At 60.6% G+C, this 26,713-nt stretch carries 27 protein-coding genes; 21 read left to right on the forward strand and 6 right to left on the reverse strand.

The features are described 5' to 3' along the window. Positions 1-197: 197 nt before the first annotated feature. The gene (locus Q0601_RS10510) at positions 198-1,109 is read right to left on the reverse strand and encodes a DMT family transporter (protein ID WP_305289784.1); all 912 of its coding nucleotides are present in this window, start codon (positions 1,107-1,109) and stop codon (positions 198-200) included. Between the two features lie 291 nt (positions 1,110-1,400). Here Q0601_RS10510 and Q0601_RS10515 point away from each other — a divergent pair, with 291 nt between their 5' ends. The 12 genes from Q0601_RS10515 (at position 1,401) to Q0601_RS10570 (ending at position 13,747) form a co-directional block, all read left to right on the forward strand. Further along, positions 1,401-2,294 carry an NAD(P)H-dependent flavin oxidoreductase gene (locus Q0601_RS10515; RefSeq protein WP_305289785.1) on the forward strand — a complete coding sequence of 298 codons (894 nt, stop codon included), beginning with the start codon at positions 1,401-1,403 and terminating at the stop codon, positions 2,292-2,294. Between the two features lie 112 nt (positions 2,295-2,406). Further along, on the forward strand, positions 2,407-3,438 hold the full coding sequence (locus Q0601_RS10520) for an ABC transporter substrate-binding protein (protein ID WP_305289786.1): 1,032 nt from the start codon (positions 2,407-2,409) through the stop codon (positions 3,436-3,438). A 111-nt stretch (positions 3,439-3,549) separates the two neighbouring features. After that, positions 3,550-4,644, forward strand: a complete 1,095-nt coding sequence (locus Q0601_RS10525) for an ABC transporter ATP-binding protein (protein WP_305289787.1) — start codon at positions 3,550-3,552, stop codon at positions 4,642-4,644. Positions 4,645-4,646: 2 nt separating this feature from the next. Continuing rightward, complete coding sequence (locus Q0601_RS10530) at positions 4,647-5,153, forward strand: hypothetical protein (RefSeq protein ID WP_305289788.1); 507 nt, start codon at positions 4,647-4,649, stop codon at positions 5,151-5,153. A 1-nt stretch (position 5,154) separates the two neighbouring features. Then, positions 5,155-5,562, forward strand: a complete 408-nt coding sequence (locus Q0601_RS10535) for an ABC transporter permease (RefSeq protein WP_305289789.1) — start codon at positions 5,155-5,157, stop codon at positions 5,560-5,562. Positions 5,563-5,565: 3 nt separating this feature from the next. After that, positions 5,566-6,384, forward strand: a complete 819-nt coding sequence (locus Q0601_RS10540; protein WP_305289790.1) for an ABC transporter permease — start codon at positions 5,566-5,568, stop codon at positions 6,382-6,384. After that, positions 6,374-7,195, forward strand: coding sequence for an enoyl-CoA hydratase-related protein (locus tag Q0601_RS10545; protein ID WP_305289791.1), 822 nt, complete (start codon positions 6,374-6,376; stop codon positions 7,193-7,195). Before Q0601_RS10540 ends, Q0601_RS10545 begins: the two co-directional genes overlap by 11 nt. 58 nt (positions 7,196-7,253) lie before the next feature. Next, on the forward strand, positions 7,254-8,033 hold the full coding sequence (locus Q0601_RS10550; RefSeq protein ID WP_305289792.1) for an enoyl-CoA hydratase/isomerase family protein: 780 nt from the start codon (positions 7,254-7,256) through the stop codon (positions 8,031-8,033). Between the two features lie 10 nt (positions 8,034-8,043). Continuing rightward, the gene (locus Q0601_RS10555) at positions 8,044-9,201 is read left to right on the forward strand and encodes an acyl-CoA dehydrogenase family protein (protein WP_119745624.1); all 1,158 of its coding nucleotides are present in this window, start codon (positions 8,044-8,046) and stop codon (positions 9,199-9,201) included. 40 nt (positions 9,202-9,241) lie between these two features. After that, positions 9,242-9,916: a TetR/AcrR family transcriptional regulator gene (locus Q0601_RS10560; protein ID WP_119745194.1), complete on the forward strand. Its 675-nt coding sequence runs from the start codon at positions 9,242-9,244 to the stop codon at positions 9,914-9,916. A gap of 68 nt (positions 9,917-9,984) precedes the next feature. Continuing rightward, positions 9,985-12,123: an acetate--CoA ligase family protein gene (locus tag Q0601_RS10565; protein WP_305289793.1), complete on the forward strand. Its 2,139-nt coding sequence runs from the start codon at positions 9,985-9,987 to the stop codon at positions 12,121-12,123. Between the two features lie 46 nt (positions 12,124-12,169). Continuing rightward, entirely contained in the window at positions 12,170-13,747 is a 1,578-nt protein-coding gene (locus Q0601_RS10570) for an acetolactate synthase large subunit (RefSeq protein WP_305289794.1), read from the forward strand. A gap of 205 nt (positions 13,748-13,952) precedes the next feature. Here the strand turns inward: Q0601_RS10570 and Q0601_RS10575 are convergent, their stop codons facing one another. The 3 genes from Q0601_RS10575 to Q0601_RS10585 all read right to left on the reverse strand — a co-directional run bounded on the left by Q0601_RS10575 (position 13,953) and on the right by Q0601_RS10585 (position 16,002). Next, on the reverse strand, positions 13,953-14,312 hold the full coding sequence (locus tag Q0601_RS10575) for a hypothetical protein (RefSeq protein ID WP_305289795.1): 360 nt from the start codon (positions 14,310-14,312) through the stop codon (positions 13,953-13,955). 118 nt (positions 14,313-14,430) lie between these two features. Continuing rightward, positions 14,431-15,114, reverse strand: a complete 684-nt coding sequence (locus Q0601_RS10580; protein ID WP_305289796.1) for a gamma-glutamylcyclotransferase — start codon at positions 15,112-15,114, stop codon at positions 14,431-14,433. Positions 15,115-15,198: 84 nt separating this feature from the next. Continuing rightward, the gene (locus Q0601_RS10585; protein WP_305289797.1) at positions 15,199-16,002 is read right to left on the reverse strand and encodes a helix-turn-helix domain-containing protein; all 804 of its coding nucleotides are present in this window, start codon (positions 16,000-16,002) and stop codon (positions 15,199-15,201) included. Between the two features lie 147 nt (positions 16,003-16,149). Between Q0601_RS10585 and Q0601_RS10590 the strand changes: the two genes are divergently transcribed. Continuing rightward, complete coding sequence (locus Q0601_RS10590) at positions 16,150-16,482, forward strand: DUF1330 domain-containing protein (protein ID WP_305289798.1); 333 nt, start codon at positions 16,150-16,152, stop codon at positions 16,480-16,482. An 82-nt stretch (positions 16,483-16,564) separates the two neighbouring features. Here Q0601_RS10590 and Q0601_RS10595 read toward each other — a convergent pair whose 3' ends face one another. Then, positions 16,565-16,972, reverse strand: coding sequence for a MerR family transcriptional regulator (locus Q0601_RS10595; RefSeq protein ID WP_305289799.1), 408 nt, complete (start codon positions 16,970-16,972; stop codon positions 16,565-16,567). Between the two features lie 67 nt (positions 16,973-17,039). On the opposite strand from Q0601_RS10595, the gene Q0601_RS10600 reads away from it, so the two are divergent. Then, positions 17,040-17,690, forward strand: coding sequence for a cation transporter (locus Q0601_RS10600; RefSeq protein WP_305289800.1), 651 nt, complete (start codon positions 17,040-17,042; stop codon positions 17,688-17,690). A gap of 45 nt (positions 17,691-17,735) precedes the next feature. On the opposite strand, the gene Q0601_RS10605 is transcribed toward Q0601_RS10600, so the two are convergent. After that, positions 17,736-18,641 (reverse strand): LysR family transcriptional regulator, encoded by a 906-nt coding sequence (locus Q0601_RS10605; RefSeq protein WP_305289801.1) that lies wholly within the window; start codon positions 18,639-18,641, stop codon positions 17,736-17,738. 148 nt (positions 18,642-18,789) lie between these two features. Between Q0601_RS10605 and Q0601_RS10610 the strand changes: the two genes are divergently transcribed. From Q0601_RS10610 to kynU, 7 genes are all read left to right on the forward strand, one after another. Beyond that, the gene (locus tag Q0601_RS10610; protein ID WP_305289802.1) at positions 18,790-20,298 is read left to right on the forward strand and encodes an ABC transporter substrate-binding protein; all 1,509 of its coding nucleotides are present in this window, start codon (positions 18,790-18,792) and stop codon (positions 20,296-20,298) included. A gap of 85 nt (positions 20,299-20,383) precedes the next feature. Next, entirely contained in the window at positions 20,384-21,319 is a 936-nt protein-coding gene (locus Q0601_RS10615; protein ID WP_305289803.1) for an ABC transporter permease, read from the forward strand. 3 nt (positions 21,320-21,322) lie between these two features. Next, positions 21,323-22,144: an ABC transporter permease gene (locus tag Q0601_RS10620; protein ID WP_305289804.1), complete on the forward strand. Its 822-nt coding sequence runs from the start codon at positions 21,323-21,325 to the stop codon at positions 22,142-22,144. 3 nt (positions 22,145-22,147) lie between these two features. Continuing rightward, entirely contained in the window at positions 22,148-23,143 is a 996-nt protein-coding gene (locus Q0601_RS10625) for an ABC transporter ATP-binding protein (protein WP_305289805.1), read from the forward strand. Beyond that, positions 23,130-24,092 carry an ABC transporter ATP-binding protein gene (locus Q0601_RS10630; RefSeq protein ID WP_305289806.1) on the forward strand — a complete coding sequence of 321 codons (963 nt, stop codon included), beginning with the start codon at positions 23,130-23,132 and terminating at the stop codon, positions 24,090-24,092. Before Q0601_RS10625 ends, Q0601_RS10630 begins: the two co-directional genes overlap by 14 nt. A 28-nt stretch (positions 24,093-24,120) precedes the next feature. After that, positions 24,121-25,050, forward strand: a complete 930-nt coding sequence (locus Q0601_RS10635; RefSeq protein WP_305289807.1) for a serine hydrolase — start codon at positions 24,121-24,123, stop codon at positions 25,048-25,050. Between the two features lie 381 nt (positions 25,051-25,431). Next, positions 25,432-26,643 carry a kynureninase gene (kynU, locus tag Q0601_RS10640; protein ID WP_441848174.1) on the forward strand — a complete coding sequence of 404 codons (1,212 nt, stop codon included), beginning with the start codon at positions 25,432-25,434 and terminating at the stop codon, positions 26,641-26,643. Positions 26,644-26,713: the final 70 nt, after the last annotated feature.

The following is a 26,713-nucleotide window of genomic DNA, read 5'->3' on the forward strand; positions in this document are numbered from 1 at the left end:
CCCACCCGCCCCCCCCCCCCGCCGGCGCCCCGCCACCCGCCCCGGGGGGGGGGCGCCCCCCCCCGCGGCCGGGCCCCCCCCCCCCCCCACCCCCGAGGTATTTGGACAAAGAAGAAGAGGGGGAGAAAGCGATCCGGGCGGGCGCGATATGCTTTGGATCTCTTATCTGCCCGGCATGTATCCGGCCCGGATCGTTTTCAGTCCGGCCTCTTTCTTTCGCGGCAAGCTATTTGCGTCTTTGTTCCAGGTGCGGTTACCGGGCGATTATGCCTGCGGAAATTCAGTGCCACGCTGCACAGGATGATTGTGGCGCCCAGAAGCGATGGCAGCGACGGGATGACACCCCAGAGGATCCAGGTCACCGACAGCGACCAGACCAGCCCTGAATACCCGAAGGCAGCCAGAAACGCGGCCGGGGCCATGCGATAGGCGATAGCCGCCATGCCGATCCCAAGGCTGGAAAACGCCGCTGCGCCCCCGAACAGCAGCAGGTCGGACAGGTGGATTCCGCTCCAATGTCGAAGGGCGGTCGGGGTGATGAACAGCGCCGAGAACAATGCTCCGAAAAAGGCGATGGTCCACAGGTTGTCATTCGGCGGAATCCAGCGCGCATTGATGGCGTTCAGAGCATACATCAGGCTTGAGGCGACCACCAGCAGAGCCGACAGCCTGAAGGTCGCACCACCGGGATTGATCGCAATGACGACCCCCAGGAAACACAGGCTGACCGATAGCCACGAGGTCAGGCTGACCGGCTCTTTCAGCACGATGCTGGATATGGCGGTGATGAGGACGGGGGACAGGAACAGGATGACGGTGGCCTCGGCAACCGTAAGCTGTTCAAGTGAGGCGATATACAGATAGGCGGCCGTCAACCCGATCGCGCCCCGGATCGCATGGAGGGGAAGATTGCGGGATCCGATGCCCAGGCGCCCAGCGGTGCGGGCATGCAGCAGATACAGGACCGGAAGCGCCACGAGGCTGCGGATAAGAATGATGCAAGAGACATCATAGCGGTCGATCAGAAGTTTGGTGACACTGTCATTGAGCACGTAGCAAAGACCGCTGAAACAGACCAGAATCGCCGCCAGCGTCCGCGACGGAGTCATTGCCGGCCACCGGAGCAAAGGGGAGAAAGCCGGATCATATCGGGAATCACAAAGGTGATCCGAAAGCTTGTGTCGCCGGTGCGGATTCGGCGCAACGTTTCACCGGGAAATGTAATTTTCTGCATGACATTCGACCCGTCTTCCGTGTTTGTTACGAAAACAACCCTAAATATCCGTAGCTTATAGGTTAGTTGTACGTCCAGCAAAAAAATTATTTGACCAACGTCCAACATCACTCAATACTGCCGACAACAAACCAGAATCGACAAGGGGGACGGTTTGAGGACGCGAGTGACAGATCTTCTGGACATCAGTTATCCGATCATTCAGGGCGGGATGCAGTGGGTCGGCCGCGCCGAACTGGCCTCGGCGGTGTCGAATGCCGGCGGGCTGGGAATCCTGACGGCGCTGACGCAGCCGGACCCGGATGCGCTGCGGGCCGAGATCGCGCGTTGCCGCGCCATGACCGATAAGCCCTTTGGCGTGAATCTGACCATTCTGCCCACGACCTCGCCTCCGCCCTACAAAGACTATCTGGATGCGGCGCTGGATTCAGGGATCAGGGTGATCGAGACGGCCGGACGCAGTCCAAGGGAGTTCATCGCCAGGATCAAGGATGCCGGCGGGGTGATCGTTCACAAGTGCACCGCCGTCCGTCATGCAGTATCGGCCGAGCGCGCCGGGGTCGACGCGATCTCTATCGATGGTTTCGAAGCTGCGGGGCATCCGGGTGAAGACGATATCGGCGGGTTGATCCTGTTCGCGGCGGCGCTGATGCTGGGGGCCGAGGGAATCAATATGGGCACCCGGTTCTGCGCCACGCAGGAGGCGCCGATCCATGACAATATCAAACAGGCCATGGTCGATGCCAGCGAGCGCGACACCAACCTGATTTTCCGCCCGTTCCGCAATACCGGCCGGGTGCTGAAAAACGGAGTCTCGGATGAGGTTATCCGGATCGAGCGCCGTCCCGGGGGCGCGGAGTTCGAGGATGTGCGGCCTCTGGTTTCGGGCGCGCGAGGAAAGGCGGCTTTGACCAGTGGCAAGATCGATGACGGCCTTGTCTGGGCCAGTCAGGTAATGGGGCTGATCGAGGATATCCCCAGTTGCCAGGAACTGATCGACCGGATCGTCAGAGATTGCCGAAAGGCGATTGATATCGGTCAGGCGGCCTTTTCGGGTTGATCACCGGATGCGGGGAACGGCATCGCGCAGGAAGGTGAATTTCCGGCGGCAAAAGACACGCCTACCAATCACCAGCACGGCACGGGGAGGTGCCGCAAAAAGGGAGGAATTCATGAACAGGAAATATATTCTTGCTACGTCGGTTGCACTTGTCGCCGGTATGGCGGCAGCCGAGGAAACGGTCAGCTATGCGTCCTATGGCGGCGCCTATCAGGAGGGCGTTCGCAAGGCCATCCTGGACCATTTGCCCGAAGATCATGGCATGACCGTTGTCGATTACGTGCTGGCGGGCGGCATCCGCGATATCCGCAGCAAGGTCCGCGCCAATGCCGTCGATATCGATGTGGCCGAGCTTTATGGCGGGCTTTGCGATCTGGCGGCGAAAGAGGGGCTGATCGAGGAGCTCGATTATTCCCAGATCCCGAATGCCAGCGGTATCCCCGAGCATTTGCGGAATACGCATTGGGTCGGGTTCACCGCCTATAGCACGGTTCTGGCGTATAATACCGATGTTTACGGGGATAATCCGCCAAAGAACTGGGCCGATTTCTTCGATACCGAGAATTTCCCCGGACTCCGCGCCATTTCGGCCCAGTCACCGGCTACCAATATGGAAATCGCATTGATGGCGGATGGGGTGGATAAAGCCGATGTCTATCCTGTCGATATGGATCGTGCGATGGGGAAATGGCAGGAATTGCTGCCGGATATCGCGGTCATGTGGTCGTCGGGTGCGCAAGCCACGCAGCTTGCGACATCGGAAGAGGTCGACATGATCGCAATCTGGGCCGCGCGGATTGACGCAGCCATCGATGAGGGCGCGCCCTATGCCTATACGCTTCAGGATGCGGTCATGGATGTCGAATGCCTGGTGGTGCCCAAGAATTCGCCCAATCCCGAAGGCGCGATGAAACTGATCAATCATTTGCTTGATCCGGAATATCAGGCGCGTTTGCCGGAATTCATTCCCTATGGCCCGATGAACCAGGATGCCTTCGAACAGGGACTGGTCTCGCCCGAGGACGCTGCGAATATCGTGACCAGCAGTGAAAATCTGGAAAAACAGCTGATCACGGATATGCCGTGGTGGGCCGATCATCAGACGGAAGCCCAGACCAAATGGGATTCCATAATGCTGCAATGAGCTTCTGGCCGGATGGCGCGGGACCGCTGCGGCATCCAAAGGATCTTCGTGCGAAATCCAGTGTCGGGCTGACATGGCCGGGCGATCTGATTGCTGAAAGATGGGGCAAGGATGACGAATTCTTCGACAACGGCATTGCCGGTATCGATCCAGTCATTGTCAAAACATTACGGGGCGGTCCGTGCCGTCGACTCGGTGTCTTTCGATATCGATGCGGGTGAATTCCTGACGCTGCTTGGACCCTCGGGCTCGGGGAAAACCACGCTGCTGATGATGATCGCCGGTTTTACCCGCCCGAATGCGGGTTCGATCCGTATCGACGGGCAGGAGATCGTTCACCTGCCGCCGCATAAGCGCAATATCGGAATGGTTTTTCAGAATTACGCGCTGTTCCCGCATATGACGGTCGGCGAAAATGTGGCCTATCCGCTGCGCCTGCGCAAAATCCCCCGTACCGAGATCGAGGACCGGGTGAACAGGGTTCTGGATCTGGTGCGGCTGGCCGGATATGGCGCGCGCCGGATTACGGAACTGTCGGGCGGGCAAAGACAGCGTATCGCCCTTGCCCGCGCCATCGTGTTCGAACCGCGTATCCTGCTGATGGATGAACCGCTTTCGGCGTTGGACAAGCAGTTGCGCGAAACCATGCAGATCGAGATCCGCAAGCTGCATGATCGTCTGCGAATGACCACGATTTCGGTGACGCATGATCAACGCGAGGCTCTGACCATGTCGGACCGGATCGCGGTGTTCTCGAAGGGCCGGCTTGAACAGGTGGCGAGTCCGGTCGAGTTGTATGAACGCCCCGAAAGCCGGTTTATCGCCGAGTTCATCGGTGAATCCAGCTTCCTGCCGCTGCAGCGCGACGCGCGCGGGATGCATTTCGGTGATCAGCAGATCAATCTGGCGCAGGATGCCGGTGGCGTCGATGGCGACAGCTTGCTGATGCTTCGGCCCGAGCGTCTGCGGATCGTGTCGCAGGGCGATGTGACCAATATGGATGACAACCTGTTCGACGGTCAGGTGGTCACGGCCGCGTTCCAGGGAGAATCCCTTCTTTACGAGGTGATGCTGAGTGGCGGGCAGAAAGTGTTTGTCCGCGCCGCCAACCGGTCGGAAAACCTGCGTGCCATGCCGCAGGCGGGTGAAAAGGTGACGCTGCGGCTTGGCCGGGCGGATACCAGAATTGTCCGGGCGGGGGGCTGACGATGGAACCTGCCGCTCTGGCCGAAACCGCAATTCCGCAGACGCAGCTGGACAAGAACCGCCATACGCTGAACCGTGAACGGCGGCACGAAAACTGGTCCATGCTTCGCCTGACCATTCCCGCCTTGCTGATCGTGGGCGTGCTGATGGTTGCCCCGCTGCTATGGCTGCTGTCGATGTCCTTCGTCGATATCGAGGGGAATTACGGTCTGGGAAATTACCGGCTGTTCTTTTCCGAGCCGGTCTATGTCGAGATATTCCTGAACACGTTCAAGATCGCCCTGATGGTGACCGTGATCAGCGTGCTGATGGGCTATCCGGTGGCCTATCTGATGTCGATCCTGTCGGCGAAATGGGCGGGTCTGATGATGCTGGCGGTGTTGGTCGTTCTGGACCTCGGGACTGGTTCGCACTTTTTCATGGCTGATCATTCTGCAAAGAAAGGGCCTGATCAACGAGACGCTGTCATGGCTGAACCTGATCGAGCGGCCATTGACGCTGGTGCATAACATGACCGGCACGGTGATCGGCATGGTGCATATCATGATCCCGTTCCTGATCCTGCCGCTTTACGCCTCGATGAAGGCGATAGACGGAAATCTGATGCGTGCCGCCGCGAATGTCGGGTCATCGCCGACTCATGCGTTCTTCCGCATCTTCCTGCCGCTGTCGATGCCGGGACTGGTTGCCGGAACGATCATGATCTTCGTGATGAGCCTGGGCTTCTACATCACGCCCGCATTGCTGGGTGGCGGCAGGGTCAAGATGATCGCCCAGCGCATCGAGGAATCGCTTGCGCTTTATCCGACCTGGGGTCCGGCGGCGGCGCTTGCCGTTCTTCTTCTGCTCATGACGGCGCTGTGCCTGTGGATCAGCCTGATCCTCGTGCGCAGACTGTCTCCGGAACGGGTGAGGTAAACGATGGAATCTCATGTTTCTCACCGGGAGCGCCTGTGGCTTTACAGCCTCGTCGGTCTGGTCCTGTTCTTTCTGGTCGCGCCTGCGATCATCGTTATTCCGGTGTCCTTCAGTTCGACCATGGCGATGTCGTTTCCGCCTTCGGGCTGGTCGCTGCGCTGGTATGAATCCTTCTTTCAGCAAGAGAAATGGATCGGGGCCTTGTGGGTATCGCTGCGCGTCGCCTTCGGGACGATGATTCTGACGACGATCGTAGGTGTCGCGGCCTCTTACGCATTGAATCAGGGCCGCTTCGGCTTAAGGAACCTGATCCGCACCACGCTTGTCGCGCCCCTTGCGGTGCCGGCCATTCTGATCGCGGTGGGGGTGTTCTTCATCTACGCGGCGCTCGGGAACATGCTGAACACGATCTGGGGCCTGATCCTGGGCCATTCCGTGGTGGCGATGCCTTTCGTCATCCTGACCATGACCGCCGGGTTCAACAGCTATGACGCCAGCCAGGAGATGGTCGCCCGCAGTCTGGGCGCAAATCGGCTGAAAGCCTTTCTGACGGTGACGTTGCCGCAACTGAAATTCTCGGTTGCGACCTCGATGTTGCTGTCCTTCCTCATTTCGTTCGACGAGTTGATCATCTCGTTGATGGTGTCGTCGGGGCCGATGTCCACCTTGCCGCGTGTGACCTTTGCGACGCTGCGGGATGATGTCGATCCGACGCTGGCGGCAGCGTCATCGCTGATGCTGGTCGTGACATCCCTGCCGCCGCTGATCCTGCATCTGCTGAGCATGCGTGCCGCCCGGAAGGAGGGTCGCGATGCTGGATGATCTGAATCGCGAGCTGGCGGGTTATGTCCTGCTGATCCGCAAGGGCGTGGTGCTGGAGATCCGCATGGTCAAGCCTCCGGTCAACGCGATCTGCCGCCGGCTTGGCCGCGCTCTGGAACGGGCGGCTTTGTATCTTCAGGCCGATCCCGAATTGCGGATCGGTATCCTGTCCAGCGGTTCGGATCGGGCATTCTCTGCGGGTATGGATTTCAACGAGGGAACCGACCCTGCCGGAGCCGAGGCAAAGCAGGGCGCGGTCGAAGGCGGGTTTGGCGGTATCACCACGCTGTGGTCCCTGAAGAAACCGCTGATCGCGGCGATCAACGGCCCTGCGGTGGGGGGTGGTCTGGAACTCGCATTGGCCTGCGACCTGCTGGTGATGGCCAATGAGGCGTTCCTGCAATTGCCCGAACTCGAGCGCGGGTTGCTGCCCGATGGCGGCGGGCTTCAACGGCTGCCCCGGCGTATCCCCTATCATGTCGCCACCGCGATGATCTGGACCGGCGAGCCGATGAGCGCATCCGACGCGCATCGCTGGGGGCTGGTCTGGCGCGTGAGCGACCGGGCGGGCCTGATGCCGCTTGCCTGGGAACTCGCCGAAAGGATCGGGCGCTCTGCCCCGTTGGCGCAGCAGGCCCTGAAGGAAACGCTGCGCGCCGTCGATGCCCTGCCGGATCGCGAGGCGATGGCCCTGCGTGCCGATGGCCGCGAAGGCCTGACGAATTACGCCGCGATGCTGCGATCCGAGGACATGATCGAGGGCCAGCGCGCCTTTCTGGAAAAACGCATGCCGCGATGGCGCGGCTGCTGACAAAGAAACGTCAACCAAAGCCAGCCCGATCTGCGGGAAGAGCGGAAATGAGGGGAAAATGTATAAATTTCTTGAAATTGAACGGCATGATGCTGTTGGGGTCATCGCGCTTAACCGTCCGCAGGCCCGCAATGCGCTGGGAATGGGGATCACGATCGAATTGCGTCGTGCCCTGCGCGAGGCGGCCGCCGACACGACCATGCGGGCACTGATCCTGACCGGGCGCGGCGGTGCCTTTTCCGCCGGGGCGGATGTCAAGGAATGGGCTTCGGAAGAAAATCCCTGGCCCGATATGAACTGGGTCGAGGAATCGCTGCGTCTGGTTCAGCAGGTGCATGATATGCCCAAGCCGGTGATCGCGATGATCGATGGCGCGGCGGTCGGGGCGGGGCTGGACATGGCTTTGGCCTGCGACTTCCGCTATGCCTCGGCCAGGGCCAAATTCATCTGTTCCTATACCAATGTCGGCTTCAATCCCGATTGCGGCGGAACCTGGCTGATGCCGCGGATCATCGGGTTAGAGGCCGCCAAGCGTTTTGCCTATACCGGTGAATTATGGACGGCAGAGATTGCCTTGAAGAACCGTCTTGTCAGCCATGTCAGCGATCCGGACGCGCTGTGGGATGACACGCTGGCCTTTGCGCAACTGCTTGCCTCCGGACCGACCGTGGCGATTGCCCAGGCTAAGAAACTGATGAACACGGCGCATCTTCGCAGCCTTTCGGATCAACAGCTGGAAGAGGCGGCGGCAGGCAAGATCTGCGGACAGACACAGGATCACAAGGAAGGCTTGGCGGCCGCCAATGAGCGCCGCGCCCCGCGCTTTACCGGCGCGTAAGGAGAAAAATATGGATTTCGCACTTAGTTTCGAACAACAGACCCTGATCGACTCGCTGGAAGAATTTTGCAGGCGCGAGCTGTATCCTCATGAAGATCTGGTCGAGGAATTGCGCCATGTCCCCGAAGAACTTCAGCAGGAAATCCGGCGCAAATCGGAAGAGGCCGGGTTTGCCGGAATGAACCTGCCTGAAGAATGGGGCGGGCCGGGGCTGGACCGGCAGACCAAGATGCAGGCCGAGCGGGTGCTTGGCAAGTCCAGCGCCGCCTTGACCATGTGCATGAATCGCGGGGTGACCGGCATTCTGTTCAAATGCCGGGGCGAGCAGATCGAGGAATATCTGAAGCCCTGTATTCGCGGCGAACGCAAGGATGCCTTTGCCCTGACCGAACCGGGGGCCGGTTCCGATGCGCGGGGCATCACCACCAAGGCGGTGCGCGATGGCGATCACTGGGTTGTCAACGGCGTCAAGCAGTTCATTTCTCATGCGGATATCGCCGATTTCATCATCCTCACGGCGGTGACCGGCATTGACGATACGCCCCAGGGGCCGCGCAAGCGCTTCACCTCGTTCCTGATGGACAAGGATCTGCCCGGCGTGCGGGTAGAGCCGATGAAATCCATCGTGACACGCGGATATAACCCGACCATGATCTATCTGGATAATGTCAGGCTTCATGACAGCAAGATTCTGGGCGAAGAGGGCAAGGGTTTCGATATGGCCAATGAATGGCTGTATGATGGCCGGGTTGCACTGTCTGCGCATTGTGTCGGCCGCGCGGAGCGCATTTTCGACATGAGCAAGGAATGGGCCGGAACCCGCAAGGCATTCGGAAAAACGATCGGTGAATTCCAGGGCGTTGGCTTCAAGATCGCCAATATGGCCGTTGATATCAAACTGGGCGATCTTATGGTCAAGGAAGCCGCCTGGAAAATAGATAATGATCAGATGAACCGGACCGAAGCGTCGATGGTAAACTATTACTGCTCGGAAATGGTGTTCCGGGTCGCGGATGATGCGATCCAGATTTTCGGGGGCATGGGCGTGATGGAAGAACTTCCAATCCAGCGCTTCTGGCGCGACGCCCGGATCGAACGCATCTGGGAAGGCACATCAGAGGTTCATCAGGACATAATTGCGAAAGATCTGTTACGACCTTACAGGTAACGGTTGAATATCGGTTGGTCAGTGGTGGCGGAATGGCGGCATGAGAACTGTGACAAGAGAGACGAGGATCAGTGAGCAGCGCAAACGAGAACTGATCGTTGGCACACTGAATTCGATCTGCAAACATGGCTATCTGAACTCGACGATCAATACGATCAGCGAGGAATCGGGTCTGTCGCGCGGCCTTATCAACCATTATTTCGCCAGCAAGGACGATCTGATCACCGCGGCGCACCGGTATTTCCTGCAGAATGCCGATGATTTCTACCGGCATATGGCAAACACGATCGAGGATCGCTTCGATCGCCTGTTCTATGCCGCCTGCGGTCCCTTTCTTCGCGATCTTGGCTATGAGGAACTTCTGATCCATTACATGAGCGCGGCATGGATAGTTCCCGAAATCCGTGCGTTGCATCAGGAATTATGGGGGAAATACCGTGCCTATATCGGCCGCCGTCTGGCCGCGGTCGCCCATGAAAGAGGGATGGAAATCGATATCAGGATGTCTGCAATCACCGTAACCCAGCTTTCGGACGGATTGTGGGTCGGCAAGGTCATGGAAGAAGCCTACACCAGTGACGAGTGCTGTATAATAATCCGGAAATGGTTGTGCGATCTGTTCGGAGAGGATCCGGATAAGCACCCGCTGCGGCCGGATATCGATCTGGAAACATATCCGACAAGCGCCCCGATGCCCAAGCGGCTGAGGGGCTGAACCGGGCATCAACCGATAAGGGCAAAACCGGGCAATCTGCGACACCTCGTTCATGGGGAGGATGAGACATGCGAGCGTATAATACATTCGAAACCGAAGGGGAAACCGGCGTGGCGATGCGAGAGAACTTCAAACGGCTGCTTGCTCCGGAAAGCATGGCCTTTATAGGCGGTTCGCAGGTGGAATATACGCTGAAAACATTGCGCGAACAGGCATATGGCGGTGATGTCTATGTCGTGAACCCCAAACGCGACGAGATTGCCGGATATCCCTGCCTGCCCTCGATCGCGGATCTGCCGGTTTCGCCGGATGCGGTATTTCTGGCGGTCAATGCCGATGCGACGGTGATCGCATTGCGCGAACTGGCGGCGATGAAGGCCGGCGGCGTGGTCTGCTATGCTTCGGGCTTTTCGGAAATCGGCGAGGCGGGGCATGAGCGTAACCGTGAATTTATCGCGGCGGCGGGCGATATGGCGGTGGTCGGGCCAAATTGTTACGGGCTGGTGAATTACGTCAGTCACGGCAGCATCTGGCCCGCGCTTTATCCGCAACTGCCAAATGGCCGGGGCGCGGCGGTCATCTCGCAAAGCGGCAATGTGACAGGGCATCTGGTCAGCAATGCGCGTTCGGTGCCGTATTCCTACCTGATAAGCGCCGGGAATCAGGCAGTTCTTGGCTTCGAGGATTATATCGATTTTCTGATCGACGATCCGAATGTGACCTGCCTTGGCCTGTTCATGGAAGGCATTCGCGACGTTGCGGGTTTTGCGCGGGCATGTCTGCGGGCGCGGGCGTCCGGCAAGCCGGTGATCGTCTGTCGCTCCGGCCGCTCGGAACTGGGTGCGGAAATGGCCGCCAGCCATACCAGTTCGCTTGCGGGGCAGAACGAATATTATCAGGCGCTGTTCACGCGGCTTGGGGTGATCGAAACCGACACGGTTCCGCAGTTTCTGGAGATGATGAAGCTGGCTTCGGTCGCGCCGCGTGTCTCGGGCGACCGGATCGCGGTGTTTTCAAGCTCGGGCGGGGATAACGGGTTGGCGGCGGATTATTGTTCCTTTGCCGGATTGGCTCTGCCGCAACCCGATAACCGGCAGGTGGCCGCGATCAGGCCCCTGCTGCCCGCTTTTGGCCATGTCTCGAACCCGCTGGATTTTACCGCCGGCTATTGGGGCAGCGAAGAATTACTGACCCCGATGTTCACCACGATGCTGCAAGGTGATTATGATGCCGGGATGCTGGTCATCGATTATCCCCCCACAGGGGCGCATTACCGCGACAAGACCGCGCATCAGGCGATGGACCGTGCATTGGCGGCGGCAGGCAGGACCAGCGGCAAGCCGGTATTCCATGCCTCGGTCAATACCGAAAGCATCCCACCCGAAGATGCCTCTGCCCTGATCGCGCAGGGGATCGTACCCTTGCAGGGGCTGCATGACGCGGCGCAGGTGATCGCCAAATGGGTTGCCTGGTGCAGGCTGGTCAGGGCGGACCGGACCGGAGTGGAGGTTCAGGCGCCCTTTGCGATTGCTACGCTTTCAGGCGGCGCCATGACGGTCAACGAGGGCGAATCCAAGCGCCGCCTTGCCGGTTATGGCTTGCAGGTACCCAAAGGCCGGGTGCTGACTTTGGCGGAAATTTCATCCCTGCCGGAAATGCTGGACGAGCCGGTCGTGCTGAAGGTGCTGCATGACCGGCTGGCGCATAAAACCGAGGTCGGCGGCGTTGCCCTGAACCTGCGCAGCCGTGGCGAATTGACTGCCGCCGCACAGCGCATGATCGCCTCGGTCGCCGCGCATGATCCGGATATCAGGCTCGGGCATTTCCTGATCGAGCCGATGCAGGCCGCGCCGCTGGCGGAGCTGATCGTGGGCGTCAAGCGCGACCCCTTGTTCGGGATGGTGCTGGTCGTCGGGGCAGGGGGCATCCTGGTGGAACTGATGCAGGACGCCACGCCCCTGCTGTTGCCGGTGACCCGGTCCGAGGTCGAAACCGCGTTACGGGGATTGAAAAGCTTCGCCCTGCTGGATGGGTTCCGCGGCCGCGCTTTGGCCGATCTGGACGCGGTGATCGACGCGATCATGGCGATAGCGGATTATGCAGGCGATCATCAGGAGGACCTGCTTGAACTGGATGTCAATCCGCTGATGGTGTCGGCGAAAGGCGCGGTGGCTGTCGATGCCCTGATCGTTGAACATCGTGGCTGATCCGTTCACGGTGCCGGGGAATGGCGGACAGGAAGGTTGGAAGATAATGAAAAACGATGAAAATCTTAGCGGTGCCGAAGCGCTGGTCCATAGTCTCGTGGCCGGAAATGTGGATACCTGTTTTGCCAATCCGGGCACCAGCGAAATGCATTTCGTTGCCGCTCTGGACCGGATCCCGGGCATCCGCTGTGTGCTGGGATTGCAGGAAAACACGGTGACGGGGATGGCGGATGGCTATTTCCGCGTCGTCGGGCGCCCCGCCGCGACATTGCTGCATTGCGGCCCCGGATACGCCAACGGGATTGCGAATATCCATAACGGCCGCCGGGCAGGCAGCGGGATGCTGAATATTGTCGGCGATCACGCGACCGATCACGTTGCCCATGACAGCCCGCTGACGGCGAATGTCGAGGCGCTGGTCGGCAGCACCTCGAACTGGCTCCGGTTCGGCGTCTCGCCCGGGAAGATCGGCGAGGATGCCATGGACGGTTTGCGCGCCGCCACCGAGGGTTACGGTCAGATCGCGTCGCTGGTCCTGCCTGCGGATGTGTCCTGGTCCAAAGGCGGGGCGGCGGCGGTGGGCGGTGCCCCGCCGGCGGGGCCGCGGCCGCATGATCCGGCAGCCGTGGCCCGGGTTGCCGCTGCCCTGCAATCCGGGCGCAGGGCCCTGATCCTGCTTGGCGCCCCGGCGGTCGTCGCGGATCTGCACCCGCTTCTGCTTGGGATTTCCGAAACCACCGGCGCGGATCTGATGGGCAGCCCGGCGATTTCCAGCCAGCCACGCGGGCGCGGGCGTCTTGATCTGTCAGCCGTTCCCTATCCCGTATCCGATGCTTTGCGGGTGTTGGAACCCTATGATCTGCTGGTGCTGGTGAATTGTCCGGCCCCGGTCGGGTTCTTCCGCTATCCCGGCCTTCCCAGCCTGTTGCATCGTGAGGATGCCGAGATCCTGACCCTGACCGACCGGCAGCAGGATGCGCGGTCGGCGTTGAACGCGTTGGCCGAAACGCTGAATGCCGCGCCGCGACCGGTTCAGGTCACGTCCGGGCGAATCGAAAAGCCGCAGGCGGGGCCAATCACGCCCGACTCTCTGGCTGCGGTCGTGGCCGGGCAGTTGCCCGAAAACTGTATCGTGGTAAGCGAGGCTTTGACCTCGGGCGGGGGTTTTGATGCGGTGATGGGAAAGGCCGCGCCCTGCGACTGGATGACGGTGATAGGCGGAGCGATCGGTGGCGGCATCCCATTGGCGACCGGCGCGGCAATCGGGGCCGAGGCCAGTGGCCAGAAAGGCCGGCGCGTCATCACCCTGCAGGCCGATGGATCCGCAGCTTATACGGTGCAGGCGCTATGGACGCAGGCGCGTGAGAATCTGCCGGTCACGACATTGCTTCTGAACAACCGCTCTTACGCGATCCTGCTGGGCGAATATGCCAAGGTCGGAGCCAGCCCGGGGCCGACTGCGAATGACATGATGAGTCTGTCACGGCCTGATATCGACTGGGTTTCGATTGCGCAGGGTTTCGGCGTCGAGGCGCTCTCAGTGTTCGATAATCTGGAACTGGACGCAGCTTTCGGGCGCGCGTTGGCCAAGGATGGGCCGATGCTGATCGATATTCGTCTGTGAACGCTGCCGGGATGCCGTTCTACAGGCGAGGGGCCGAAATCCCCGCGCGTCCCCAGAGCCGGGCGCTGCCCGTCATGCAAATACGTGCAAGCTACGACGGGCCTTTGGCCCCTGATTTCGGGCGGGATGCGGCGGCGGCCGTTTAACCGCGTTTCGTTTCCGTTTAACGCGGGACCGTGCCGGGATTTCATCGGTGACTGCCTTGTCAGCCAAAACGCCCCTGTTCGTCCGGCCAGGTCCATAGCTCCCTGTCGGCAAGAATGGCGGCGACAACCGCTTCGGCCCGCGCCTGAGCCGTGGGGGTCTTCGGCAGGCACATGTCCTGCGTCTCGGCCCGTACAAGGTAATCGACAACCTGTTCGCGGGGCACGTTCCTGCGCAGTTGAGAAGCCGCAGAGACAAGATAGCTGTCATATTCGTCCGCAAAGGGCAGATTGGCGTCGTCATCCCATTTACCCGGATGCAATCCCTCCGGTCCCAGCAATCCAATCGGATCCCAATACGCCCAGCCGATATCGCGCAGTCTGGACAGCTTGACCCTTGGTTGCGGTGACAGCTTCGTCATGGGCGGCTATGGTGAATTCGGGAAAATCTCATGCGGCGTGCGATCAGCAAGGCCGGACATGAAGAAGCCGTCATTTCCCAAGCCGGTCCACAGCTTCTGAGCGGGCGATAACGATGGGTCAACTGTCTCCTGCCTCGATCTCTTCGGCCACAAGCTGCTGGAGCGTCCAGATATATTCGTCGTGAATGCCCAGTTCCGCCAGCCCAAGGACCGTGCGCAGCAGATATTCCGCACCCGATCCGGCAGCACCTGCCGCGCGGGCAAGCCTTTGCGCCTGTTCCCTGACCGTCAGTTCGGCGATCTGCACATCCACCGGGTCGGCGTAGAAGGTCAGGGCCTGTTCGCGGCCTCGCTGGGTCTCGACCTCGATCCAGCGGGCGTTGGCGGCCAATTCATGCGCGACAAGCTCGCGCCGCAGGATGGCGCGCAGGGATTGCATCTCGGTTCCCTCGGCGATCTCGAATACCAGCCCCTCGCAACTGCCCCCCGAGGCAAGCGCGAGCATCAGGCCAGGCCGCTCGGGCGAGCCGCGGAAATGGTCAAGCGAGATCGAGAAGCTGCGATGCCAGCCGATAGCGGTCGCGCGGCGGCGCGACTGAATGTCGAAGCCGGGATTCCAGATCAGCGAACCATAGGCGAAGACCGGAATCGGCCGAGGCCGGTCCTGCGTCAGCCTGGCGGCCAGCAGATCGAGATCGGCATCCTCCAGCATCCTCCAGCGTGGATCATGCAGCGGTCCCGTAGCCGAGGCCACGCGGGCGACATGATCGTCGGACAGGATGATGGGGCAATGATTGGTCATCGGCTTTCCTGTGCGTCGCGAGTTTTTCACGCCCATACAGATCCTATCCGTGGCGCCGGGGGTCAACCCCGAACTGGGCCAGATTCACGGGCCGGCCATCAGTCTGACCATCGCCGCCGCCGTTTGCGGATCCGCCGGGAAGAAACTTTCGATGACGATATCCGCAAGGGTGATGTCGACCGCAGTGCCGAAAAGTGTTGTCGTGCTTAGAAACGCAAGCGGTCCTTCCCGGCTTCGGATGACAAGGGGAACGGCGATTTCGGATGTTGCCGCGACGGGTTTGCGCATCGGCGCGGCGCCGGGTGGCACGGGATAGGCCCGCAACTCCTTACGCAGATCGATAAGCTGACGGTCGGCGGTAAGCTCGATGTCATGCGTAAGCCGGGCCAGTATATGATCGCGCCATTCCCTGAAATTGACTATCCGGGGTGCCAGCCCCTCGGGATGCAGGCTAAGGCGCAGCACATTCACCTCGCCCGCCAGCAGAGAGGGTGCGGCGCCCTCGGTCAGGACCGCAACCGCCCGGTTGGCCGAGCGAAGCATCCAGCGGCGATCGACGGCAAGGGCCGGGTGGGGCTCGTGCCCGGTCAGGATCCGTTCGATTGCGGTTCGCGCCTGCTCCATATCGGGAGACGCGAGTCCGCGTGCGCGATATACCCGCGCATAGCCCGCGGCGGCCAGCAATGCGTTTCTGTCGCGCAGCGGCATCTGCAGGAATTCCGCCAGACGCAGGATCATGTCGCGGCTGGGATTCGAACGCCCGGATTCCAGAAAGCTCAGATGCCGCTGAGAAATTTCGGCTTCAAGCGCAAGGGCAAGCTGGCTGTAGCGGCGGCGCAAGCGCCAATCGCGCAGCATCTGGCCAAAGGAATGCTGTTCGTCCTGCATGTTTGCATTCCATCCTGTTTCAAACAGCGTTGCGATTACCTTCGAGGTAATCGACCTCAGAACAATTTGCCATGATGATCGGCTTTGTGATCAGCAGTTTTGTGCTGCGTCGCGTTTGCCCGACGACTATTCGAAGGAGATAAAGACATGACAGCTTATGCCATAGGCCAATTGCGCAACGTCGATCTTAATCAGGGGATCCTGGACTATCTGCACGGGATTGACGCCACGCTGAAACCATATGACGGCCGTTTCATCATTCATGGAGGCCGGAAAGAGCAGCTTGAAGGGGTGTCGCGCGACGACCTGATCGTCATCGCCTTTCCGACCATCGAAGCGGCGCGCTTGTGGTATTCCTCACCTGCTTATCAGGCGCTTATCCCTTTGCGTCAGCAAGGCTCGGAGGGGGAGGTGTTTCTTATGGACGGCGTGGATGACCAGCACCGCGCGACGGATATCCTCGAACCGCAACAGGGTTGAGGCTGTCGCCACGGGGCGCGAAATCGGCGTCTTGAATCATACGGAAAGCCGGGCCGGGCGGCAGCGCGTCCGGACCGGCTTTTCAATTTCGGCCCAATGCTTCGATGATCCGGCAGTTTGAAATCGTCGTCCCACCCTTGCATTGGGCACCGATGCTGCGCAATTCGGCGGCCAGTGCCGTCAGATCGGCGATCTTGTCTTCGATCTCGGCAAGATGCACCCGTGTCAGATCATCGACTTCCGTGCAGGATCGGGCGCGATCCGAAGACAGCGCGGCAAGTTCGGCGACCTGCTCCAAAGAAAAGCCAAGCTCGCGGCAGCGGCGAATGAACTGCAACCGATGCAGCTGGGCCTTGCTGTAGATGCGATAATTGGCGGCACTGCGATGCGGCGCGGGCATCAGGCCGATCTTTTCGTAATAGCGGATCGTGACGACCTTCGTGCCGGTCAGACGCGCGAGATCGCCAATGCGATAAATCTCTTCGGGCATGGCTTGACCCTATAGTTGCTATAGCCGCTACATTCTAGGCGGAACCGAAACATTCCGCGAGTCCGCCATGCCCTGCTGCTCTTCCGATAGCTGCGCTTCCTCTGCCGTTCAGGGATCATCCCGTTTCCGTCGTGTCCTGTGGATCGCGCTTGCGATCAATGCCGGGATGTTCGTGACGGAAATCGCCGCGGGCATGTTGGCAGGTTCTGCCGCGCTGCAAGCCGACGCGCTCGACTTTCTTGCCGACGCAGCCAATTATGCCATCAGCCTTGCCGTGCTGGGCATGAATCTGCGTTGGCGTGCCGGTGCCGCATGGGTCAAGGGCGCATCGATGGGCGTTTTCGGACTGTGGGTTCTGGGCACCGTGGTCTGGCACTGGCTCAATGGAACGGTGCCGCATGCGCCCACAATGGGGCTTATCGGCACTCTGGCTCTGGTGATGAATCTTGTCTGTCTGATCCTTCTCATGGCTTTCCGGGACGGAGACGCGAATATGCGTTCCGTGTGGATTTGTTCGCGCAATGACGTGATCGCGAACATGGCGGTGCTGCTGGCCGCGCTTGGCGTCTTCGGTACGGGAACGGGCTGGCCTGATTTTGTCGTCGCAAGCCTGATGTCCGGTCTTGCGCTTCAGGGTGCGGTCCTGATCATGCGGGATGCCGGCAGGGAATGGCGGAGTGTCCGGCCCGCTACCGCCGGCATGCCCGATCTGCGATAGGGCGTGGCGCCTATCTGCGATATCCCGGCCCGATCGCGCCGGGGTTCAGTTGGTGGAATGCGGAAGCTCTGGCAGAAGTTTGGTTTCAAACTTCAACAGCGCGCTTAAAAGATCCTGCACAGGCGCGCGCATCGGTTCGTGCCGCCGGTGAAAGGCGATGATGGACACATCCGGCAGATCCGGGATGGGGCGCGAAACCAGTCCGCGCATGACGTAATCGCGCGCGGTCATCGCGTCCACGATTCCCACGCCTCCGCAGACGCGCACCATGCTGCAGACATTCGCGCAGAACGGAACCACGCAGGCCGGATCATAGGACAGGCCCTGAGCGACAAAGGCGTTGCGGATACTGTTCCCCATCGGCGACCAGTCCGGACTATAGCAAACCAGCGGGTTGGCGGCGATCACGGCGCAGGTCAGTTCGGGCTCGCGGGCAAGAGGGTGATCTTCCGGCAGCAGGGCGACCAGAGGGATCTTGCCAAGCGCGTGAGCCTGAAATTCCGCTTTGGGCGGCAATGCCATTTGCAGGCCGATATCGGCTTCGCCGCTGCGCAGATCGTCCTCGGGCGAATGAACCCGCATGATGATGCGCTTCTTCCAGTCCCGGTATCCGGCGCGAATGAGAACCGCGCCAAGAAAACTTTCGACAAGCGCCGGCGTGGCCGATATAGCGACCGGCTTTTCCGCAAGATCGCGCAGGGTCGGCAGTCTCGAACGGATCGTCGCATGGGTGTTGAAAATTGGCACGGCCATCGCGAAAAGCTCGTTTGCTTCATGCGTTGGTTCCAACCGGTTGCCGGTCCGGTGAAACAGCGACATGCCAAGCCTGCCTTCCAGCCGTTTCAACTGCCCGCTGACGGCCGGCTGCGATATGCCCAGCAGCCGCGCGGTTTCGGTCGTGGTTCCCACCCGCATCAGGGTTCCGAAAAGTTCAAGCTCGCGCAGGTTCACTATTACTGACCTTATGCTGGACCGCTTATTTATTATTATTCTGCATGGGCTGACCTGTCTATGATCATATCCGCAAACCCAAGGCCAACGCGCAATCTTGTCGAACGAAATCAGGAAGCGCCCAACGACAGGTGTAGGAGTAATCTTCATGATCCCCGGACTTAATCTGAAAGCTCTGCTGCTTGCTTCAGCCGTCGCACTGACCGGCCTGCCAGCGGCGGCGGAAACGCTTCGCGTTGCAATGGGGTTCGACCCGCTGAGCCTTGATCCGATCGCGACCAGCGATAATGGTTCTATCTGGACACAGCTTCTTATCTTTGACACCCTGGTGCGCCCCGACAAGACCGGAGAGGGGCTTGAACCGGGCCTTGCCGAAAGCTGGACCGTCTCTGAAGACGGGTTGACGCTGACCTTCAATCTGCGCGAGGCGAAATTCTCGGATGGCACGCCGGTCACTGCGGAAGATGTGCAATTCTCGATCGAACGCGCCGCATCCGAGGAATCGGGCTGGGCACGGTTCTATCGCCCGATCACCAGCTTCGAGATCGTGAACGACCGCCAGATCGTGATGACACTTGCCGAACCTTTCACCCCGGCCTTCAACAATCTTGCGCTGTTCGCCGCCGCGATCCTGCCCAAGGCGCAGGTCGAGGAAAAGGGCGACGCCTTTTTCGATGCGCCGGTCGGTGCGGGCCCCTTCATGCTGAAGAACTGGGCGCGCGGTTCGCGGATCGAACTGGAGAAAAACCCGAATTACTGGCAGGAGGGCAAGCCCTATGTCGATGACGCGGTTCTCGAGATCGTCACGGAGCCCTCGGCGCGGGTGATCAAGCTGGAAGCCGGAGAGGTGGATGTGGCGCTTGACCCGCCATTGAACCAGCTTGAGGATCTTGATGGCAAAGATGGCATCTCCACCGGCCAGATCATTCCCTACCGCGCCGATTTCGTCCAGCTCAACACCACCCGGGAACCCTTTGACGATGAGCGGGTCAGGAAAGCCCTGAATATGGCGATCGACAAGGATGCACTGGTTCAGGGCGTGCTTTACGGCGCGGGCGAACCCGCCGCCGCCGCCATGCCGGTCATGGCCTATGCCGATCCGGAACTGGCGCCATATCCCTATGACCCCGCCGCGGCCAAGGAATTGCTGGCCGAAGCCGGTTATGCCGACGGTTTCGAGGCGCAGCTTCTGGTCGATTCGGGCGCCGCGACCAGCCGCAACGCGGCGATTACGTTACAGGCGATGCTTCAGCAAGTGGGCGTCAGGGTCGAGGTGCAGATGCTTGAGGGCGGAACCCAGTGGGAAACCACCAAGTCCGGCAATTATGACATGTCGGTATCCTATGCGACCTCGGACACGATCGATCCCGATCAGATCATCGGCTTCGTCGGTGTGAACCCCGAACGGGCGAATGCCTATCACACCGAATGGAAAAGCGAGCGCCTGAACGAACTCTACGAGGAAGAGCGCAAGACGCCGGATGGCGACGAGCGTGGCGGGATGTTCAGGGAAATGGTCCAGATCCTGCATGACGAAGCACCCTATATCTTCCTGTATCATCCGGCTTCTGCATGGGCGGCGCAGGATTACGTCAAGGATTTCGAGATCCTGCCGACATCGAATTTCCGCCTTGAAGAGGTGAAGATCGAGAAGTGATGAACGGGTCCCTGCCTTACAGGGACCCAACCTCGCCATCGCAATGCAATCGGCCCATTCGCGGCCAGTAGCCTGACGAGAGCCCATGTTCCTCGCCATTCTAAAACGCCTGCTGATGCTGATCCCGGTCCTGATCGGGATCACGCTGATCAGCTTCCTGTTATTGCAAATCATGCCCGGAGATCCGGCATCGCGGGCGATGGGTTCGCGCGCCAGTGCGGAAGACCTGCAGGCGATGCGCGAGCTATGGGGTCTGGATAAGCCGATCTGGGTGCAATATTTCTACTTCCTGCGCGATTGCGTGACCGGCAGCTTCGGCGTCTCGATTTTCCACAAGCAGCCGATTATCACCCTTGTTGCCGACAGATTGCCATATACTTTGGCGATCGTCCTTTATTCGACGGTAATCGCCCTTGTGATCGCCTTGCCATTCGCGATCCTGGCCGCGGCCAATCGCGGGCGCTTTCTGGACGTGGCGATCCGGCAGATTTTTGTCGTCCTGATCGCGCTGCCGCCTTTCTGGCTTTGCTATGTGCTGATCCTGTGGCTGGCGCTTAACCTGGGAATGTTCCCGACCGGCGGCGTGGGCACGGGGTTCTTCGAAAATCTCTATCGTCTGTTCCTGCCCTCGCTGGTGGTCGGGCTGTCGACCGCCGCGCTTATCCAGCAAAGCCTGCGCGCCGCCCTGATCGACGCGATGAAGGCGGATTACGTCGACACCGCCCGGGCCAAGGGGCTGCGGGGATACGAGGTGTTCTTGCGGCATATTCTGCCGAACAGCCTGATTTCCACGATTTCGATCATCGGCGTCCGGGTAAGCTGGATCATCGGCGGCACCGTCGTCGTCGAAAAGATATTCTCGGTTCCGGGCCTTGGCAGTCTGCTGATCGACTCTATCGTTTCGCGCGATCTGCCGGTTATCCGGGGGCTGACGGTGTTCTTCGCCATCCTGGTGGTGACCGTGAACCTGATTGCCGATATCTGCTATGCGCTGGCCGATCCGCGCATCCGGCTGGAGTGAATGATGCGCGTGCTGCGAAACCTTCTGCGCACGGTGTCGGGTTCCGTCGGGCTGATCATGCTGATCATCACGATCGCCTCGACCGTGCTGACACCCTTTCTGTCGCCCTATGATCCCTTTGCGCTGGATTTCGCGAATGCGATGCAGCCACCCTCGGCCGCGCATTGGTTCGGCACCGACAATTTCGGACGGGACATTTTCACCCGGGTCATGGCGGGCGCGGTCTATGATATGCGGCTGGCCCTGATCTGTGTTTTCGGGCCCATGGCCATCGGCGTGTTGATCGGCCTTGTCGCCGGCTATCTGGGCGGCAGGATCGACGCGGCGCTTATGCGACTGACGGATATCGTCTGGGCGTTTCCGTTCTATGTGCTGGTGCTGGCCATTGTCGGTGTGCTGGGGCCAAGCGAGACGAATCTGTATATCGCCTTCTTCCTCGTGAACTGGATCGGCTATGCGCGGATCATCCGCGGCGAGACATTGCTGATCTCGCGGCTGGAATTCATCGAGGCGACCCGCGTTCTGCGATTTGGCAAGCTGCGGGTGACATTGCGGCATATCCTGCCGAACGCGATCACGCCGGCGCTGGTCTATTCGATGTCGGATGTGGTGCTGACCGTTCAGGCCGTCGCCGCCATGTCCTTTTTCGGCCTTGGGGTGCAGCCGCCTGCGCCGGAATGGGGGCTGCTGATTGTCGAAAGCATCGACTATATGCGCGACGCTCCGTGGATGACTGTGTTTCCCGGACTAGCCATTGTCTGGATCGGGATCGCCTTCGCTCTTCTGGGCGAGGGGCTCTCGACTGCTCTGAAGCCAAAGGGATAAGCAATGAGCCTGCTGAGTATCCATGATCTGGTTGCAGAATTCGACAGCCCTTCGGGCATTGCCCGCGCTGTGGATGGCGTCAGCTTCGACGTCCAGCCCGGCGAGATTTTCGGCATCGTAGGCGAATCCGGTTGCGGAAAATCCGCCACCTGTCGCGCGATCCTGCGGTTGTTCGGCGGCGCGCCGGCCCGGATCGCTGGTGGGCGGATCCTGCTGGATGGGGTGGGCGATCTGGCGGCGCTTCATGAGCGACAGCTTGCACAGGTCAGGGGGAGGGACGTCGCCTTCATCTTCCAGGATCCGCTGACTGCCCTGAATCCGACAATGAAGATCGGCAGGCAGATCACCGAGGTCATTCGTCGCCACCAGAACATCACCCGCGCCAAGGCCCGCGCGGCGGCGCTGCAATTGCTGAGGGATGTGCATATCACCTCGCCCGAACGACGGCTGGACTCCTATCCGCATGAATTGTCGGGCGGGCTGCGACAGCGCGTGGTCATCGCAATGGCGCTGGCCTTGCGGCCACGGCTGATCATCGCGGATGAACCGACCACGGCTTTGGATGTCACCGTTCAGGACCAGATCCTGCGGCTGCTGAAAGAGCGCCGCGACAGGTTGGGGACCTCGATCATCCTGATCACCCATGATCTGGGCGTCGTCTCTCAGATCTGCGACCGGATGGCGGTCATGTATGCGGGGCGCGTCGTTGAAACCGGCCCGGTGCGCGAGGTGCTGGATTCCCCGTCCCATCCCTATACGCAGGCCCTGCTTGCTGCCTTGCCCGGACAGGTCGGTCGCGAACAGGCCCTGACCCCGATCGAGGGCGCGCCGCCAAGCCTGATCTCGCCCCCGCCCGGTTGCCGCTTTGCGCCGCGCTGCAAGCTTGCGCAGCCGGACTGCGCGATTGGTCCGCCGCCACCGCTGCATGCGCGCGATGGTGTGTCTAGCGGGCATGTGGATGCCTGCATTCTGAACGAGGTCGCCCATGGCGCAGCTTGATTTCCAAAGGGTCGAGCGCCGGTTTCCGGTCAAGCGCGGATTGCTTGACATCGTGGCGCGGCGGGACAGGATCTATCTGCACGCCGTGCGCGGCGTTGATCTGCGGGTCAGCCCGGGGGATATTCTTGGCATCGTCGGTGAAAGCGGTTGCGGCAAAAGCACGCTGGCCCGCATCGGCGTCGGGCTTCAGCAAAGCGATGGCGGACAGGTCGTTTTCGACGGCAGGCCCCTTGCCGGCCCCGATCCGGCAGGCAGGCTTCAGATGGTGTTTCAGGATCCCTATTCCTCGCTGAACCCGCGCATGACCATCGGAGCGCAGCTAGAAGAGGTCGTCGCCCATTACTTCCCGAAACTGCCCCGTGCCAGGCGGGCAGCGCGGGTTGCCGAGATTCTTGCAGAAGTCAGTCTTGATCCTGAAACCGCCCTGAAATTCCCGCATGCCTTGTCGGGCGGGCAGCGGCAGCGCGTTTCGATTGCCCGCGCCCTGTGTCCGGATCCTGAAATCCTTGTGGCGGATGAACCCGTCTCGGCGCTTGATGCCTCGGTTCAGGCGCAGATCATCAATCTGCTGAAACGGCTGAACCGCGAGAAGGGGCTGACGATTATCTTCATCTCGCATGACATGAACGTGGTTCGCTATCTCTGCGACCGGGTTGCTGTCATGTATCTGGGCGAAATCGTGGAATTGCAGGACAGTCAGGATTTGTTCGGCGATCCCCGCCATCCCTATACAAGGGCGTTGATCGCGGCCGTGCCGGATGTGCGGCATGCGCAATCGCTGGCCGAGCCCATCACCGGCGAAATCCCCGATCCGTTCGCTATCCCGCGCGGCTGCCGTTTCGCCACCCGCTGCCCGTTTGCCGAGACCGCCTGTCAAAATCCGCAGGAGATGCTTCCGCTTGGCCGGGCGGGGGGCGTTCGCTGCTGGAAGGCCATCCCCTCCGATTAACGTCACTCCCCTCATGAAAGTCACCAAGATGCTCTTCAGAACCGACCCGGACTGGTCCGGACGCTGTGAACCCATCGCGGCGGAACTGGTCGACCGTTTTGCCGAAAAGGGGCTGCGTCCCGACAATTTCGGCTTCGTGGCGCTGCGCGAGAATGGCGCGGGCCAGATGCCCGACGGTTTCGCCTATCGCGGAGACTGGCGCTGCTATCCGTGCAGTCTGGTGAAGGTGTTCCATCTGATTCACGTCCTGCACGCGATCGATGCGGGCCGGGTCGAAGATCATGACGAGTTGTCCCGCGCCATGCGTGACATGATCCTGTGGTCGTCGAATACCGGCACCAATTACGTGATCGACATGCTGACCGGAACGACCGGCGATACGATGCTGTCCGGCGCGGATTTCGATGACTGGCGCAACCGGCGCGATGAGCTGAACCGCTTTTTCACAACCGCCGGCTGGCCGGAATTCGCGCCCGATTTCGTGCGATGCAATATCACCCAGAAGCTGATGGACGACATCCGCTATGGGCGCGAGGCGCAATATGCAGGCCCGTCAGGCCAGAACCTGAACGCCCTGACCCCGATTGCCGCCGCGCGCATCTTTTTTGAAATCTTCGCCGGTGACGTGCCCTTGTCCGCCGCTGCCCGCGGGCGGGCGCAGAATATCCTGCTGCGCGACCGCAGCAGCGCCGAGGCGGAACTTCCCCATTTTCAGGTCAAGACCTATCTTGGCGGCGGCACCCCTGCCGAGGCCACCCTGTGGAGCAAGGCAGGAAAGAACAGCTGGACTGGCGACGATATGGCCTCTTATTACAAGCACGATCTGATCAGGATCGCCCTGCCGGGCAAGGCGCCGGTCATTCTGTGCCTGATGACTCAGGGCAAGGGTATTTGCGAAGACCATCCAACGGTTTTCCCCGAGATCGGAAAACTCTTTTGCGACAGGCTTTTGGGGTAGAGCGGATTGCCCCCGCGATGGCCGGGGGCGCTGCCCGTCGCCGGCTGGTCTCTTGAAGCAATGGCGCGACCCGCCGGCCACCCCCGAGGTATTTGGACAAAGAAGAAGCAGCGGGCGCGGGTTTGATGAAGGGCAAAATGCTCTCAAACCAGAGCTGGTCACAGGGATCGGGTGTAATGGAATACAGGGCATGTCGGCATCTGCCATAAGGAATGGCCTTGCCTTTGGCAGCGCGAATGCCGTGTCATCATGCCGGTGATCCGTAAGAGGCCGTGAAAAGGCGTTGATCGTCAGGCCGATATCGGTTGTCATCAAGGCAGTGATACGCTTGGCAAGGACCGCCTCATGTCTGTATTTCCCGATCTCGCTGCAATCGAGGCTATGGATGCCGCCGATCCGTTGCGCCCCATGCGCGCGCGTTTCGTGCTGCCGCGGGGCGTCATCTATCTTGACGGCAATTCCCTTGGGGCCGCCTCGGCCGCCGCTTTCGCAGAATTGCAGAAAGCGGCGACAGAGGAATGGGGGCAGGAGCTTATCCGCAGCTGGAATACCGCGGGCTGGTTCGACATGCCGCTTGATCTTGGGGATCGCGTCGGGCGTCTTATCGGCGCTGCCGCCGGTCAGACGGTTGTCTGCGACACGACCTCGATCAATATCTACAAGCTGCTGCATGCCGCGCTTGCCCTGCGGCCGGATCGGTCGGTGATCGTCTCTGAAGGCGGCAGCTTTCCAACCGATATCTATATGGCAGAGGGCGTGGTTTCGACGCGCGAAGATGCCTCGCTGCGCCTTGAAGGCGTGGATGCGTCAGATATCGAAGATCTGATCGACGACGATGTTGCGGTGGTTCTGGTCAACCATGTCAACTACAAGACCGGTGAGCTGCGCGACATGGCGAAGCTGACGCGGATGGCCCACGCGAATGGCGCGCTAATCATCTGGGATCTCTGTCACAGCGCGGGGGCGCTGCCGGTCGGGCTTGACGGCGCGAATGTCGATTTCGCCGTCGGCTGCACCTATAAATATCTGAATGGCGGCCCCGGCGCGCCTGCTTTCATCTATGCCGCCGCACGACATCACGGTGACATTCGCCAGCCGCTCAGCGGGTGGTGGGGCCATGCCCGGCCCTTCGCTTTCGAACAGCGCTATGCTGCGGGCGAAGGAATCCGGCGCTTTCTGTGCGGCACGCAACCGATCCTTTCGCTTCGCGCGTTGAAAGGTGCGCTGGATATCTGGGACGAGGTCGACATGACCGCGCTGCGGGAAAAAAGCCTGCGCCTCACCGATCTTTTCATCGCGCTTGTCGAAGGAAAATGCGCGGGTCACGGGCTGGAACTTGAGAGTCCGCGCGATGGCGTCAGGCGCGGCAGTCAGGTTTCGTTCGGCCATCCGAATGCCTATGAGATCATGCAGGCATTGATCGCGCGGGGCGTCATCGGCGATTTCCGCGCGCCCTCGACCATGCGCTTTGGCTTCACGCCGCTTTATACCAGCTATGCCGATCTGTGGCATGCGGTCGACATTCTTGAAGACATTCTGCGCGGCGGCGAATGGCGGGATGCGCGTTTCGGCATTCGTGCCGCTGTGACCTGATCTTGTGGCGGCGGGCGTCCATTGCCCGAAGGCCGCGATCCCTGTAAAAACGCCGGGGGTCGTTCGTCAT

The sequence above is a fragment of the Paracoccus wurundjeri genome (assembly GCF_030678915.1).
Lineage (GTDB): Bacteria > Pseudomonadota > Alphaproteobacteria > Rhodobacterales > Rhodobacteraceae > Paracoccus > Paracoccus onubensis_A.